The 14,287-nt window shown below is 49.6% G+C and carries 13 protein-coding genes; 5 read left to right on the top strand and 8 right to left on the bottom strand.

What is annotated here, in order from left to right:
* Positions 1-66: 66 nt before the first annotated feature.
* On the bottom strand, positions 67-1,419 hold the full coding sequence (locus A3849_RS11645) for an ABC transporter substrate-binding protein (RefSeq protein ID WP_074111563.1): 1,353 nt from the start codon (positions 1,417-1,419) through the stop codon (positions 67-69).
* Positions 1,420-1,444: 25 nt separating this feature from the next.
* Positions 1,445-2,287 carry a MurR/RpiR family transcriptional regulator gene (locus A3849_RS11650; RefSeq protein WP_074111564.1) on the bottom strand — a complete coding sequence of 281 codons (843 nt, stop codon included), beginning with the start codon at positions 2,285-2,287 and terminating at the stop codon, positions 1,445-1,447.
* Between the two features lie 228 nt (positions 2,288-2,515).
* On the opposite strand from A3849_RS11650, the gene A3849_RS11655 reads away from it, so the two are divergent.
* The gene (locus A3849_RS11655; RefSeq protein WP_074111565.1) at positions 2,516-3,490 is read left to right on the top strand and encodes an N-acetylglucosamine kinase; all 975 of its coding nucleotides are present in this window, start codon (positions 2,516-2,518) and stop codon (positions 3,488-3,490) included.
* Positions 3,491-3,512: 22 nt separating this feature from the next.
* A complete protein-coding gene (murQ, locus tag A3849_RS11660) occupies positions 3,513-4,409 on the top strand; it encodes an N-acetylmuramic acid 6-phosphate etherase (protein ID WP_074111566.1) in 897 nt (298 codons plus the stop codon).
* A gap of 143 nt (positions 4,410-4,552) precedes the next feature.
* Here the strand turns inward: murQ and A3849_RS11665 are convergent, their stop codons facing one another.
* The 6 genes from A3849_RS11665 to A3849_RS11690 all read right to left on the bottom strand — a co-directional run bounded on the left by A3849_RS11665 (position 4,553) and on the right by A3849_RS11690 (position 11,480).
* Entirely contained in the window at positions 4,553-6,430 is a 1,878-nt protein-coding gene (locus A3849_RS11665) for a FapA family protein (RefSeq protein ID WP_074111567.1), read from the bottom strand.
* A gap of 190 nt (positions 6,431-6,620) precedes the next feature.
* Entirely contained in the window at positions 6,621-7,496 is an 876-nt protein-coding gene (pstA, locus tag A3849_RS11670) for a phosphate ABC transporter permease PstA (RefSeq protein ID WP_074111568.1), read from the bottom strand.
* Complete coding sequence (gene pstC, locus A3849_RS11675) at positions 7,493-8,443, bottom strand: phosphate ABC transporter permease subunit PstC (RefSeq protein ID WP_074111569.1); 951 nt, start codon at positions 8,441-8,443, stop codon at positions 7,493-7,495. The genes pstA and pstC overlap by 4 nt, the downstream gene beginning before the upstream one ends.
* Before the next feature lie 94 nt (positions 8,444-8,537).
* Positions 8,538-9,401, bottom strand: coding sequence for a phosphate ABC transporter substrate-binding protein (locus A3849_RS11680; RefSeq protein WP_074111570.1), 864 nt, complete (start codon positions 9,399-9,401; stop codon positions 8,538-8,540).
* Between the two features lie 58 nt (positions 9,402-9,459).
* Positions 9,460-10,878, bottom strand: a complete 1,419-nt coding sequence (locus tag A3849_RS11685) for a TolB family protein (RefSeq protein WP_143191792.1) — start codon at positions 10,876-10,878, stop codon at positions 9,460-9,462.
* Between the two features lie 158 nt (positions 10,879-11,036).
* Positions 11,037-11,480 (bottom strand): hypothetical protein, encoded by a 444-nt coding sequence (locus A3849_RS11690; protein WP_074111572.1) that lies wholly within the window; start codon positions 11,478-11,480, stop codon positions 11,037-11,039.
* Positions 11,481-11,699: 219 nt separating this feature from the next.
* Between A3849_RS11690 and A3849_RS11695 the strand changes: the two genes are divergently transcribed.
* The 3 genes from A3849_RS11695 to A3849_RS11705 are packed head-to-tail and all read left to right on the top strand — an operon-like array spanning position 11,700 to position 14,221.
* Complete coding sequence (locus tag A3849_RS11695; RefSeq protein WP_083613462.1) at positions 11,700-12,431, top strand: ABC transporter ATP-binding protein; 732 nt, start codon at positions 11,700-11,702, stop codon at positions 12,429-12,431.
* Positions 12,428-13,465: an ABC transporter permease gene (locus A3849_RS11700; RefSeq protein WP_074111574.1), complete on the top strand. Its 1,038-nt coding sequence runs from the start codon at positions 12,428-12,430 to the stop codon at positions 13,463-13,465. Before A3849_RS11695 ends, A3849_RS11700 begins: the two co-directional genes overlap by 4 nt.
* Before the next feature lie 57 nt (positions 13,466-13,522).
* Entirely contained in the window at positions 13,523-14,221 is a 699-nt protein-coding gene (locus tag A3849_RS11705) for a TetR/AcrR family transcriptional regulator (protein WP_074111575.1), read from the top strand.
* The last annotated feature ends 66 nt before the right edge of the window (positions 14,222-14,287 follow it).

The following is a 14,287-nucleotide window of genomic DNA, read 5'->3' on the forward strand; positions in this document are numbered from 1 at the left end:
CTTACCCCTCCTCTATTCAGAGAGGACGCCCTATCCGTAATCTGAAGGACGCCCCCGATAAAAGAACTAGTTGCCCAGCATTTGGTTACCCTTACTCTTGAAATCTTCAGCAACAGCTTCCGGCGTTTTCTCTCCGGAATACAGCGCCTGCATGTTAGGAGTGACTACCTGCTCTTTAAATTGCTTCATTTTGGCGGCAATGGCTGTATCGAGCTTCAAGGTAACAGGCATCGCCATATTCTTGGCCATGATCTCCGAAGCCTTAATGGTCTCTTCTGTGCCAAGTGCTTTGCCTGCATACTGTTCTGCCTGGGATTTGCGTACGAATGGCAGCACCAATTCATTGGAGGAGTTTCCGGCTTTCGCTCCGCTCAGGTAATCCAGGACAAGGAAGGTATTTTTGGCATGCTGCTCGCCTTTGTCGTTCTTTTGTTTAAAAGCAATGTAGCCTTCTGCTCCCATAGTCGTTTTTTCCGGAGCATCATCCTTATGGGGAACCGGGAGCAGGACAAAGTCGATCTTCTCGCCTTTTACTGTACCGGCGTCAATTTCCTTGTTGCGGTTCTGAATCATGACATCGTAGTAAGGAATAGCCTTGGAGATAATGGCAGCTTGTCCGGCATAGAACATATCGGAACGTTTGGCTGGAGCAATCGCTGATGTCTCTTTGGGCAGATAGCCTTTATCCAGCAGGCCTTTGATGAAGCTCAGCGTACCCAGGATACGGTCATCGTTCCACTGGAAAGCACCTGATTCGTCCAGAACATCCGGCATATTATTGTTGCGGGACAGCATCTCAATGAAATCGAGCGAGGTTCCGTCTGTGACCAGCGGGTATTGGGTGGAGCCGTCCGGGAGTTTCTTGGTCAGCTTAGCAGCCGCCGCTTCAAACTCAGACCAGGTCCAGCCGTTCTGCTGGATGGCAGCCCAGTCAATTCCGGCTTCTTCGAGAATACGCTTATTCCCGCCCCAGCCCCATTGGAACTGGTACAGCGGAAGGCCATACTGTTTACCGCCTATTTGCGCGAGTGCAAGTGTTCCCGGCAGGTAGTCATTTTTGATCTCATCGGTCATGTACGGGTCGAGATCCAGTGCCAGTCCGGTGTTGACATAAGTACCATCTACACTGTGAAAATACAGGTCAGGAGGGCTGCCGGCGTTCAGGGCAACATCGAATTTCTTCGGACCCTCTGCCCAAGACAGCACTTCCGTCTTAACGGTAATGTTTGGATGTTCCTTCTGGAAATCAGCAACCAGTCCTTTGAGCTCATCCTCGTAGGTTCCATGAACCGGATAGGTCCAGACCGTAATGGTGTCCTTGGCATCCGGGCTGTTTGCTGCCTCCTTGCTTCCGGAGTTACTGCAAGCGCTAATCAGCATCATGACCAGAACCAAACCCAAGCATAAACTTTTCTTCATTATTGTCTCCCCTTTGTTTTCCAGGCTATAGCCGTTTGATATGTTGTCTGCTTCTCTCCAAATAAGTTACGGACTGCTCATAATTCCGGCTCGCAACAGCAAGATATAGAATATCAATCAGATTAAGCTGGGTGATCCGGGAAGCCATCGCTCCGCTGCGGATTTCATTCTCGGTAGCGGAGGTGCATAGTGGAATATCTGCGCTCTTGCTCAAGGTAGAGCTTCCATACTTGGCAATGCTGATGACAGTTCCTCCATTTTCTTTGACAATAGAAGCGGCCCGGATGACCTCTTTGGTCTCTCCTGAGTATGAAATACACACAGCCACATCTTCTTCCGAAGCTGTTATCGCGCTCGTAAGCTGAACATGAGGGTCAGCAAAGGAAAAGCTGGTCTTGTTAATCCGCAGAAACTTCTGCTGGGCATCCATCGCAATCAGATTGGAAGCACCCACGCCGAAAAAATAGATTCGCTTGGCGCGGTCAATGGCCTCCACGGCCCGCTCTACCATGTCTTCATCCAGAATCGTCAGCGTGTCCCGGATCGATTGAATATTATTATTGGATACGTTCTGCATGATCGCCGCAATGGTATCATTCGGGCGGATTTCCTGATAGCCGATGATTGCCGGATCTCTACCCTGCAGATCTCCCGCCACCTTGATCTTTAGATCCTGATAGCCCTTGAAACCAATAGTCTTGCACAACCTTACAATTGCCGCCTGGCTTGATCCACTCTTCGCTGCTAAATCCGCAATTGAGAGTTGAATCATCTCATCCGGGTTCTGCAGGATATAAGCAGCAATCTTGTGTTCAGAAGGACTTAATGCATCATGCATTTCCCTCAGCCGAATTAATCCGCCGTTCATTAAATCCAAGCACCCCCTCATGTAATAGCCGACCTTACATAAATACTCCACAAATCAATGTCAGATAATATAACTTATTCCGTTTGCTATTCTCCCAATCACTTGGAATGAATTTATTATATGAGCTGTGAAATAAAATTTCAACAACTTTTTTATTTATGAAATTTTGTTTTACTTTATGGGTAGATTCTCATATAATTAGGAAAAAATCAAAGTGGTGAGTGATCGATGAAAGTGTACTTAGGCCTTGATGGTGGCGGCACAAAGACCGATGCATCCGCTTTGAATGAGGCGGGAGAGTTACTTGCACGCTATATCGGCGGACCCTCCAATCCTCATAGCGCGACCTTAAGTGTAGCGCTTACAAGAGTCATGTCAGCTATTGACGGATTGCTCGAACGTTTACAGACAGACATAGCTGATGTGGCTTCGATCTGTCTCGCAGTGTCAGGTTTTTCAACAAACGAGGAGCAAGCCAGCTTAGAGAAGGCTGTTCATCAGCATTTATTGAAGCGTAGATTATCCATCCCGGTATTCATCCAATCCGAAGGACAAATATCATTGATGGCTGCGCTGGGCAGCTGCTTCGGAACACTGATTATTTCGGGGACAGGCTCGATCTGCTATGGCTACAGCCCCGATGGCTCCTGCCATCGTACAGGGGGATGGGGGCATCTTCTTGGAGATGAAGGCAGCGGCTACCGGATTGGACTCCGTGCAGTCCAGACCGTAATGCGCAGCCATGACGCGGTTCAGCCTGCTACCGCAATGACCGGTATGATTATGGAAGAATACTGTTTACAGCGGATCACTGATTTGAAGGAATATATTTATCATCCTTCCCATACCAAAGCTGAGATTGCCGCCTTCTCGAAGCTCTGTATCGGAGCGGCTGCGGCCGGGGACCCCGCCGCAACTGCCATTCTCTCCGAAGAAGCAGAAGCTCTTAGCGATACGGCGGCTGCGCTGTTACGCCAAAACCCGGTGCTGACGCATCTTCCTGTAGTCCTCAGCGGTTCGGTCTTCAGGTATTCCCCCATTTTTTACGGACTCTTCTGCCAGAATCTGCTGAAATTCAGCAGTGCACTGGAGATTGTGGATGGGAGCCATGAAGCTCCGCCGTCCACGGGGGCTGCAAGGCTGGGGAAGCTGCTTCTAGACGAAGCGAACGGGAAATCGAAACACTATCACAGACAACAATAGACAGACAGGAGGAAGAAACCTCATGAACGATATTTTGGCAAATTTGATGACAGAGCAGCCCAACGAAAAGACCACGGACATCGATAGCCTAAGCTCCGCTGAAATTATGCAGTTGATTAACAATGAAGACCGCCTCGTCGCTGAATGCATCCAGGGCCTGATCCCTCAGATTGCCAGGGCGGCGGATTATATTGTATACGCCTTTCAAAACGGCGGCAGACTGTTCTATGTCGGAGCCGGAACCAGCGGGAGAATCGGTATTCTGGATGCTTCGGAGTGCCCGCCCACCTACGGCACCCCTCCATCCATGGTGCAGGGACTAATTGCCGGAGGTTTCCGGGCGGTTAAAGATCCGGTGGAAGGTGCGGAAGACAGCGTAGAATTGGGGGCACAGGACATCGACGATTGTGCTGTCAACGATAAGGATGTAGTGATCGGGATCGCTGCCAGCGGACGCACCCCCTATGTGCTGGGAGCAATGAAACGGGCCGGGGAGCTGGGGGCCGTCGTCATTGGGTTATGCAATAACGCGGGCACACCGATGGCCGGGGTTGGCAAGCTGACGATTGAAGCTGTAGTAGGACCGGAGGTTGTTATGGGCTCCACGCGGATGAAATCAGGTACAGCACAAAAAATGATCCTGAACATGCTGACGACAACCGCCATGATTAGAATCGGAAAAGTCTACCGGAATCTGATGGTCGACCTGAACCCTTCCAATGAGAAGCTGGTCTATAGGGCAAAGCGTATTATTGAGCTGGCGACCCATGCTTCCGAGGAGCAGATTGAGGTCGCTTTTACGCTTGCTGAAGGTCATGTGAAAACAGCCATTATAATGATTCTAAGTGATGTTGATGCTGGCGAGGCACGGCGGCGGCTTGCAAAAGCGGATGGATTCGTGCGTGGAGCATTGCTGTAGAAGCACGTACGCGGGGATTATAGCAGATTGTATTGAACTTCCGGCGCAACAAGAAACAGCCTTCCTTCCGGAGGGCTATTTCTGTGTCGGAGAATGAAACTGGCAGAGAGAGGTGTGAGTGCGTTACTCCCCTCTGCCAGCATTCACTTGGATTCCATCTGTAATCTCAGCATACGCACCGTTTCGGCGTCAAAATTCATATTCTCCACAGGCTCGGTGATTTCGGTCGTATACCGGTCTATGGTAATTTTACCAAGATACATTTTGCGTACGGTAATGCTGTGCTTGGCCTTAAGCAGGGATTGCGCACCGCTCTCGCCTCCGACGTAATAAGCAGAAATAGTGCCTCCTGACTCCAGCTTGGAGCCGCGGCAGACGGAAAATGTCTTCAGAAACGTAATATTTCCTGAGGAAAACAGCTCACTCTGCACAATTCCGTCTCTATGAATCAATATGTCTCCATTCGATTTCAATGTGCTGTTCTGACATTTGCCGATATTAACCTCTACTTTGGACTCCTGCATTCGGGCCACACCGGTATGCAATTGTTCCAGCATCCCGATCACTCCACTCAGCGAAGCTTCTGTCAGGAAATCGACCAGTTGAACCGGGTTCAGAAACATATTCAGGAAGTGCAGTGTCTGGCCCAAATCCTGGTGATAATTGGCCTGAACGGTTGTCAGCACCGAAAGCAGTTCCTTAATAATCTGCGGAATCTTTTGAAACTTGCTCTCTAGCAGCAGCAGAACCGCTTGTCCGTAATTTACGCTCTGATTGCGGCTCTGCACCGCCTGATTCAGCATCCAGACCGCCTTTTGCAAATTTCTGCTCTCATCAATCAGCAGTTTGGAACAGTTATAGATCCGGTTGTACATTACGCCAAAGTATCCCGAATACAGGTTACTGTTGACCACATTCCCTTTTACCAGAATACTGCCGGTAGCCGTAATTGTAGAATTATAAATACTTCCAGCCACATACACATTACCCAGAGACTCAATAATCATGTTGTCTTCGACATCTCCACGAATCACGACATCTCCTGAGAATACGATATTACCTGATTTGATATTCACATTGCCGGGAACGAGATAAGTGGTGCAGATATCGAAACTTTTGATTTTATCACCCGTGACTCTTGGCCTTCCTTCATACAGCGCCCGCACCTCGTTATTAATCAGCAGCACGGTGTTATTTCTTGCGAGTACAGTAATGTCATTCGGGGGAGGCGGGTAGAGAATTTCTCCATAGACATCATAGCCGGGAATCCCTTCGACAATCGGAGTCTTACGGGCGATAACCTGCCCTCTGATCGCTGATGGAATACGAAGGTGGCTGCGGTAGTCTACCTGGCCTTCAATTTCATTAAATTCATTCTCAATGGTTTCGGAAAAAAACAAATCCAAACGTGCATTCTCCCCAGGTACGGCCGCTCTTCCTTTAGATGCAGGAATAGGCTGATAGGTGGGATTCTGCAGTTCTCCATGTATGCCGGAAATGTTCAGATTCTGTATGATTCCCCGCTGCTCAAAATCGGCAATAATCTGATTCAGCCCCAGTTGGCCGGTTACCGTCTCCACATCAATGGAAGCATCGACTTTAAGCACACTCGAAGAAAATTGATTGTTTAGCCGCCAGCGAAATTTCTTTGGGGAATATAGAGTAAAAAAAGCCATCAGCCGGTCTTCTGAAATGGTAATTGCATATAAGGGAGGCTCAGACAGCTCCCAATCGATAATATCCTGTGACGTAACGGAGGTTGGCTCTTCAATGGCTTGTCCATTGACATGAATCACTACAGGGAGAACAGCCGAGATCACAGCTGGCGCTCCGCCGGGGAGCGGGTCCGAGACGAATATTTTGTCTGCTCTTACTAACAGACGCCCGGATAGTTCATCGTCAGGAGACCTATCGCTAATGAATGGTTCTTCAACAAGAAACTCGTGTTCACCGGTATTAGGTGTAAGCTCCAACATATTGATCAGCTTGTTCAGATCCTGCTCGGACATACGTTCGGGCATCTTACGCACCTCCTTATAAGGTACAACTGATGAAAGGGGTATTTGTATGGAATTGGGATTGCTTTCATTTTAGTATTGTTTACAATTTTAAGCAATTAACATTTGAGCATAAGCAGAAACGGATGCCCCTGTACCCAGGTAGGCATCCGTTTCTGTATTCAATAGAACGCATAAATGAAAGATCTGCTGCTTAGCGTCCCCGGCGGCGTCCAAGCCACAGCGGGAACCGGAAGATGAAATTAATCAGCAGCACCACGAACACAAGCACGGCTGCGGACTTGTCAGCAATCTGCCGCGCATCCTCAACGATGGCCTCTGACTGTACATACCACAGATGAACAGCCAGTGTCTCGCCTGGCGAGAACAGATTGAAATCCCACATCTCACCGGAAGTGCTGAGGCCCGCAGTCAGAATAATAACAGCCGACTCCCCGAAGGCACGTCCCGCCACCAGACAGACACCGGTCACGATGGCCGGCATGGCTACCGGCAGCACCACCTTGCGGATGACATGGAACTTGGTCATTCCCAGGGCATAACCTGCTTCGCGGATCTCTCCGGGAACGGCGCGTACCGCTTCTTCTGTAACACGGGCCAGCATCGGCAGATTGAGCAGTGCCAGGCTGACACCGCCGCCGAGAATGGTCAGTCCGACATTAAAGTATTCGGCAAAGATCGCGAGACCCAGCAGCCCGAATACAATGGAAGGAACCGAGGATAGCGACTCCACGCAGATGCGCAGCGCTCCGGTGAACTTGTTATCCGGCGCATATTCCGCCATATAAATTCCGGCCCCGACACCAATCGGAATCGAAATCAGCAGCGAAATGAACAAAATATAGAAGGAGTTGAACAGCACCGGACCAATACCGCCGCCGGCGTCCATTTCCTCCGGCTGCTTGATCAGGAAGTCTGGTCTGAGCGAAGGCAAGCCTTTGCTTAGAATGGTGAAGAGAAGCCAGAAAATCAGCAGCATAACTAGAGCGCCAAGGGTATAAAAAGCAATGGTTGCAATTTTGTTGTTACGTTGTGAACGGGCAGAATGTCGTGTACGGGTGAAATTCATGCTGCATCCCCCCTTTTACGGCCTAATACGCGGATGATAAGGATCAGCACAAACGAAATCAATAGCAGCAGAAAGGCCATCATGTGCAGCGCATAGTTCCAGGTGGAGTCAAATTCTACATTAGAGATCTGCATCACAATGTTGCTGGTCAGCACGGAAGAGGGTGTGAACAGGGTTTTGGCCAGCTGCGGCGTGTTGCCGATGACCATCACAACTGCCATTGTCTCTCCGACCGCACGGGTCATGCCCAGAATAATGGCCGAGATAATGCCTCTGCTGGCTGCGGGTAGAACTACTCGCATAATCACCTGTAGACGCGTGGAACCGAGGGCATAGGCGGCATCCCGGTATTTGCGCGGAACGGCAATGATGGCATCATCACTGATCCGGCAAATGGTCGGCAGCACCATCAAAGCCAGGACAAGCGCGGCCGCAAGCAGACCGTCTCCCAGCCCTTCCCCGCTGACTCTGCGCAGAAAAGGCAATAGAACGGTCAACCCCAGATAGCCATAGACTATAGAAGGAATCCCCACAAGCAAATCCAGCACCGGCCGGATAAAGCCTTTGAGCCATTTCGGGGCAATCTCCGCACACAGCACAGCCATTCCTACAGAGACAGGAACCGCGATGAGCAGCGTCAAGGCCGTTAATGATAATGTATTTACAATAAAGGCAGCGGCGCCAAAAGCTTCCTCTTCCGGGCTCCAGTTGAATGAGAAGAAGAACTCAAGCGGCGAGAGATGAGCGAACAGAAGCAGCGCCGTTTTACCGATGAATACAATGACAAGTCCAAGCACCAGACAAAGTGCAAGGATACTGAACAGAAAATAATAACGGAACATGGAGTTGCTGAATAAATGCCTGTTGTGGCGTTTGGTGCTTATACTACTTTCTGCAAGACTGCTCTTCTGTGCCCGCGATGCCAGGTTCTGGACCGGTGCCCCCATACTTTCCCTCCTGTAAGCGGCCACCCCCGCATGTACTCCGGAGCTGGCCGCTGTTACCATTCAATATATGTTCATGATTCTAAAAGACTTACCCTTAACCCTTCATTGCGGAAATCGGAATGAATTTCAGCTTCTTCAGGGAACCCTGCTGGAACTTCTTGCTTTGTACATAATCAATGAATTCTTTGGTTACGCCGGTAGGCTGGCCTTTGGTCATATAGTATCCGTAAGCCCAAATCTTGTACGAGCCATTGATGACATTATCTGAAGTTGCTTCTACACCGTTGAATTTCACAGCCTTAATGTCGCCGCCGCTTACATAGACAAGGTCGATGTAACCGATAGAGTTAGGAGTTGTGGCAATAGCTGTTTTCATGTCACCGCTTGATCCGGTTTCCTTATAGTTCTTTTCTTTTTTCGTGATATCCCCGCCAGCCAATGCCTTAGCCTGATAGTTAACACGTGTACCGGAACCGAAAGCGCGGGTAACTACTACAATGTTGGCATCCGATCCGCCGACATCTTTCCAGTTGGTGATTTTTCCGGAGAAAATGCCCTGCAGCTGTTCGGTAGTAAGGTTGTCTACGCCCACATTTTTGTTAACAATGGTGGCAAAAGGAATAACGGCTACCTTGTTAGCTACTTGTCCATCAAAAGCTTTGAAGCCCGGAACGTCCATGCTTGCATCCCAGTCGCATGCGCCGATATCGGCAATCCCCTTCTTCACGGCTTGCGGTCCAGTGACAGAACCTTTACCGGAAGCAGCGATTTTGACTTTCGGATGAAGTTTCTGGAATTCCTTGGCTGCCTGCAGCGTTAGCGGAAGCAATGCGGTGGATCCGTTGACTGTAATTTTCCCCTTAAGTGAATCTGCTGCAGCCGCGATTCCGGCAAAAGATGCAGTTACCGCGATAACCGCGGTCAAAGCTGTTACTGTGAATTTTTTGAAAATCTTCATGAATAATTTCTCCTCTCGGCGATTCCGCCGTTATATGATGTGGTGTTAACTCAGTCGTTTATTTGGAGAGCTGAAGTGCTTTGCCGCCCTGGATTAGAAGCACTTTGCCGTCGCTGACAACAGCAAGCTTGCTGCCATCTTTGGATACGGCTACTTCGGATACATCTTCGGCCGTATGGAACAGCACTGTTTTGCTGCCGCTCGCATCAATGGAATAGATTGAAGTACTTCCATCCGCTGCTGTACCAGAGACGATCAGACCTGTAGATACTCCAGTGGACCATGATGGTTCAACATCAAGAGCGATGTTCGCAGTAGTACCGTCCACTGCGATGGATTTCAGGGTGTTGGCTGCATTGCCATCCGGATCTGCACTCAGGTACACGACTGCGCCATTAGCCAGAATTTCCGGATACAACTTATTGTCCAGCGCTGTAGTCAGAGCTACAGGCTTCGCATCTTTGGTAGCGAGATCCAGCTTGTACAGCTGTTCTCCGGCTTTGCTGAAATCTACAGTAAGCGAATCTTCTGTACTGTCAGCATCATTTTTGGCAACCCCGGTTACGTTAACAATATAGACAACACTCTTGGCATCAGCAGACAGACGCAGTTCCGATTTGTTCTCCACTTTATCTTCAAGCAGCGCTTTGACGGCACCGGTCTCCACGGAGATTTGAGCGATCTTCTCTTGCTTGTCACCTTGGATGAAGTAGATGGTTTTGCCGTCTTGTGACCAGACCAGATCTGTCTTCACACTGTTATCCGTTCCAAGTGTCGTGATAGTTCCGCTGGCGAGGTTAATCAGCTTCAGCTGACCTTTCTCATCGGTGAACGCCCCCCAGTTCTGATCTGCGGAAACTGCGAAATCCTGTGCACTGTCATTAGAAGAGAAGACCTCGTAGTCGCCAGGATATGCGCGGAATTTGAACAGCTGCGTTGTTTCGGAATCGCCTTTGTTCGCAATAATACTTCCATCGGCACTCCAGTGCAGCGTATCAAATTGGCCTTCCGGACGGGCAAAGCTTAGAATTGTCTGACCTTCAGCCTGGAGTTCTCCGCCAAGTGAAGTAACCAGCTTAGTCAGCTCTACATACGTTTTACCGTTATAATGGACAGGTGCAACGGTGAATTGCTGTGCCACACCATCTACTTGATAGCTTTTTGCACCTGCTTGAATGACTACATTATGTAATCCCTTGCTGTCGTTCAGTTCAAAACCTCCGCTGCCTAAGATCAGCTTGGCGCCAAGCTCCCCGGCCACTTGACTTAGCGAATACAGCTTATAGCCGTTGCTGTCAATAGTGCTAAGGGTTACTGGCGTTCCGTTCACAGTCCAGGTGGTGCTGCCTTCTTTGACTGCTGCGGTCTTAACGGCGGCAGCATTAGCACTGCTGCTTGTTGCCAAAATACTTCCCGCTCCTCCTGTTACGAGAAGTGCTGAAGCCAAAGCCGCGCTGAACCATTTACTATTTCTCAATTAGACTCACCCTTTTCCTATAGGTAACTGCTAATATTATTTTCATCTACGAGTGTCAATTCTGTTCGAGAGGAATGTTATGGAAATATTAACTGCACAAATAAGACCGCACCTGAGCAATCAAGGTCGGCCTTAAGGTAAATTTTAGGTTAAATACATTAATTCTCAATCCATGTTACGATAATTTCGGTACTGCCGGGATGCGAAGTCGAACTAGTGCCTATAATAGAATAGGAATATGCATTAGGAACCTTGCCACTAATCAGCATGTTATTCCTGTCCACAATCTGTGTCCCGAGTTTCAGCGCTTTGTCATTCACATACTTTTGATAGGTACTGCCGAGTTCATCCATACTTTCCCGGGTTTCATAGATCAGCATGGAGGACTTTTTTCCGTGGGCTGTCTCGCCCTCAGTAAATGTAATACCCGCGCCGGCTGGAATCGGCAAATCACCGGGAAGATACTGTGACTTATCCACGCCCTCTTGCGCCAAAGTGCGAAAATGCCCTTCGCCCGTCTCACTTCCGGGATTGCTGCATGCACCAAGTCCAGCCGCAGCCACACATACCAGCAAACCCAGCACAACCTTTCTGTAGGTCATCTCCCAACCCCTCTTCTATGGAATGTATATTAATAGAATATTAACAGATACCCATAATTACCCTAAAATCCCACAGATTAAAACTCCATTTTGATTAAAATTTAAAAAATTCTTCCCCAATAGGGATTGACTACGGAAAAAGCAATTTACATCTGTAACAGATTGATTTAGAATAATGAGTGAGTACTCACTCATATCCACGGAATCGAGGAGATTGATATGAATCAAGTGAATCCTGTGATTGCTGTAACCCATGTCCACCGCGTATTTGGCAGCAGAGAGGTGCTGAAGGATATTTCACTTCAGGTGGAGCAGGCCGAAACCTTCGGTATCCTTGGCCCTTCCGGCTCAGGGAAAACCACTCTCGTAAAGCTGCTGACCGGCATTGATGAAGTTACCTCAGGGGAGGTGAAGGTGCTGGGTACCCGTGTGCCCAAGCTCTCCCTATTGCAGCAAATCGGCTATATGGCGCAGTCGGATGCACTCTACACCGAACTAAGCGCCAAAGAAAATCTGGAGTTCTTCGCGTCCCTTTATGGACTAAAGGGCGGAAACCGTGTCCGGCGGATCGCCGATGTAATGGAGATTGTAAATCTGCAGGAGCATCTGCGTAAGCGCGTGGATCAATATTCCGGGGGAATGAAGCGGCGCTTGTCGCTGGCGATCGCCCTGTTGCATGAACCGCCGCTGCTCATTCTTGACGAGCCTACGGTGGGCATTGATCCGGTATTGCGCCAGTCTATCTGGAAAGAGCTGCGGGCGCTGAACGGAAAAGGTACCACTATTGTGCTGACTACCCATGTGATGGACGAAGCGGAAAAGTGTGACCGGCTCGCGATGATACGGGATGGGCAGCTGCTGGCTGTGGACTCTCCGGAAGGTCTGCTGCATTCTGCAGGCGTTGCTTCGATGGAAGATGCTTTTCTATATTATGGAGGTGCCCGGCGATGAGAGTACGCGCAATTACCCTGCGGATCCTGCAGCAATTCATTCATGATAAAAGAACCATGGCGCTTATGTTCATCGCCCCGCTTCTCGTGCTCAGTCTGATGAGTCTGGTATTCAATGGAGATGCCTATGAGCCAAAGATCGGGGTCTCCGGCGGAGCGATCCCTTTCACCAGTGCGCTCGAAGCACAGAACGCGAAGGTTGTTGCATACCAATCAGCGGACCTCGGCAAAGTCGACCTTCAGAAAAGTGAGCTGGATGCCCTCATTACTCTAAATGGAACTTCACCCGAGGTTCTTCTTGAGGGCAGCAATCCGACCGCAAACCGAGCGGTGATGATGGCTGTGTCTGCAGCCATCCAGAACTTTCATCCGGCAGATGCGGGACAAGGCCAGATGCAGCCGAAGATCAGCTACCTGTATGGCGCTGAGGACATGAAGACCATTGACCGCTTTGGCCCGATTATGATAGGTGTATTTATCTTTTTCTTCGTCTTCCTGATTGCCGGTGTTTCCTTCCTGCGGGAGCGGACTACCGGAACACTGGAGCGTCTGCTCTCCACCCCGCTGAAGCGCTGGGAGATTGTGCTTGGCTATGTCTGCGGGTTCGGTATCTTCACCGTGTTCCAGGCGCTGCTGATCTCCTGGTTCTCTATCCAGGTGCTCGGCATTATGATGGCGGGGAGCTTCGGCTATGTACTGCTGCTAACCCTCCTGCTCTCAATGTCGGCTCTGACTTTGGGCACGCTGCTCTCGGCATATGCCGCCAATGAGCTGCAGATGATCCAGTTCATTCCGCTGATTATTGTTCCGCAGATTTTTCTGAGCGGGCTGTTCCCGATGGATACCCTTCCCCTGTGGCTGCAGCGTGTCGGACTGGCAACGCCGATCTATTACGGCTCGGAAGCGCTGACGAATATCATGATCCGCGGCAAAGGCTGGAACGCCATTGACCTTGATGTCTATGCGCTAATCGGCTTCTCCCTCCTATTCATGCTGCTCAATGTGCTGGCTCTGCGCAAGCACCGTAAAATGTAAACTATGAATCTCCTGTGATAGACTATATTGAAGGAAAAGTTTTGGGAGGACAACCGCATGCAAAAAAACAAAGCGGCAGAGCAGCAAGGTCAGGAAGAATGGATTGCGGAGCTGCTGACCCTCAGTGAAGAACAAAAGATGACACCCAAGCAGCTGGCCATTCTGCAGGCGGGAATTGAGATTTTTTCCGAGAAGGGCTACGCTGCTGCCTCCACCAGTGAAATTGCCCAAAGGGCGGGAGTGGCAGAAGGTACCATATTCCGCTACTACAAGACCAAAAAAGAACTGCTGCTGTCTATTGTAAGCCCGGCGATGGCTAAGATGATCGCACCTTTCGTACTCCGCAATTTCGGCGGAGTGCTGGATGTTCCTTTTGAGAGCTATGAAGCGTTCCTGCGGGCCTTTATGGTGAACCGCCTGGAGTTCGCCCGCAAAAATTTCAAGATCCTGAGAATATTCGTACAGGAAATCCCCTTCCAGCCGGTTCTCCGGGAACAGTTCATTGAAAATGTTATGAACAATATACTGGAGCGGGTAACGAATATCACCGATCATTTCAAAGAAAAGGGCGAGGTGGCTGACGTCCCCACCCCTTCGATTATACGTTTCACCATCTCCTCCGTAATCGGGTATCTATTGGCACGCCTGCTGCTGATGCCGGACAAAGACTGGGATGATGAAGCTGAGGTCAACCTGACTATTGAGTTCATGCTGCATGGGATCAGCGGTCCGGCAACACGGCGTGAGAATCCCTAATAACGAGCAGAAAATTTTGTTAAAATCCCGATTTCATCAAAAATCCATATGCTATAATGATAAAAA

The sequence above is a fragment of the Paenibacillus sp. P46E genome, from assembly GCF_001909095.1.
GTDB classification, from domain to species: Bacteria; Bacillota; Bacilli; order Paenibacillales; family Paenibacillaceae; genus Paenibacillus_AQ; species Paenibacillus_AQ helianthi.

What these genes read in the sequence shown, in the direction of transcription:
- A3849_RS11645 (WP_074111563.1), bottom strand. Translation starts at nt 1,419, where the DNA reads ATGAAGAAAAGTTTATGCTTGGGTTTGGTTCTGGTCATGATGCTGATT.
- A3849_RS11650 (WP_074111564.1), bottom strand. Translation starts at nt 2,287, where the DNA reads ATGAACGGCGGATTAATTCGGCTGAGGGAAATGCATGATGCATTAAGT.
- A3849_RS11655 (WP_074111565.1), top strand. Translation starts at nt 2,516, where the DNA reads ATGAAAGTGTACTTAGGCCTTGATGGTGGCGGCACAAAGACCGATGCA.
- murQ (WP_074111566.1), top strand. Translation starts at nt 3,513, where the DNA reads ATGAACGATATTTTGGCAAATTTGATGACAGAGCAGCCCAACGAAAAG.
- A3849_RS11665 (WP_074111567.1), bottom strand. Translation starts at nt 6,430, where the DNA reads ATGCCCGAACGTATGTCCGAGCAGGATCTGAACAAGCTGATCAATATG.
- pstA (WP_074111568.1), bottom strand. Translation starts at nt 7,496, where the DNA reads ATGAATTTCACCCGTACACGACATTCTGCCCGTTCACAACGTAACAAC.
- pstC (WP_074111569.1), bottom strand. Translation starts at nt 8,443, where the DNA reads ATGGGGGCACCGGTCCAGAACCTGGCATCGCGGGCACAGAAGAGCAGT.
- A3849_RS11680 (WP_074111570.1), bottom strand. Translation starts at nt 9,401, where the DNA reads ATGAAGATTTTCAAAAAATTCACAGTAACAGCTTTGACCGCGGTTATC.
- A3849_RS11690 (WP_074111572.1), bottom strand. Translation starts at nt 11,480, where the DNA reads ATGACCTACAGAAAGGTTGTGCTGGGTTTGCTGGTATGTGTGGCTGCG.
- A3849_RS11695 (WP_083613462.1), top strand. Translation starts at nt 11,700, where the DNA reads ATGAATCAAGTGAATCCTGTGATTGCTGTAACCCATGTCCACCGCGTA.
- A3849_RS11700 (WP_074111574.1), top strand. Translation starts at nt 12,428, where the DNA reads ATGAGAGTACGCGCAATTACCCTGCGGATCCTGCAGCAATTCATTCAT.
- A3849_RS11705 (WP_074111575.1), top strand. Translation starts at nt 13,523, where the DNA reads ATGCAAAAAAACAAAGCGGCAGAGCAGCAAGGTCAGGAAGAATGGATT.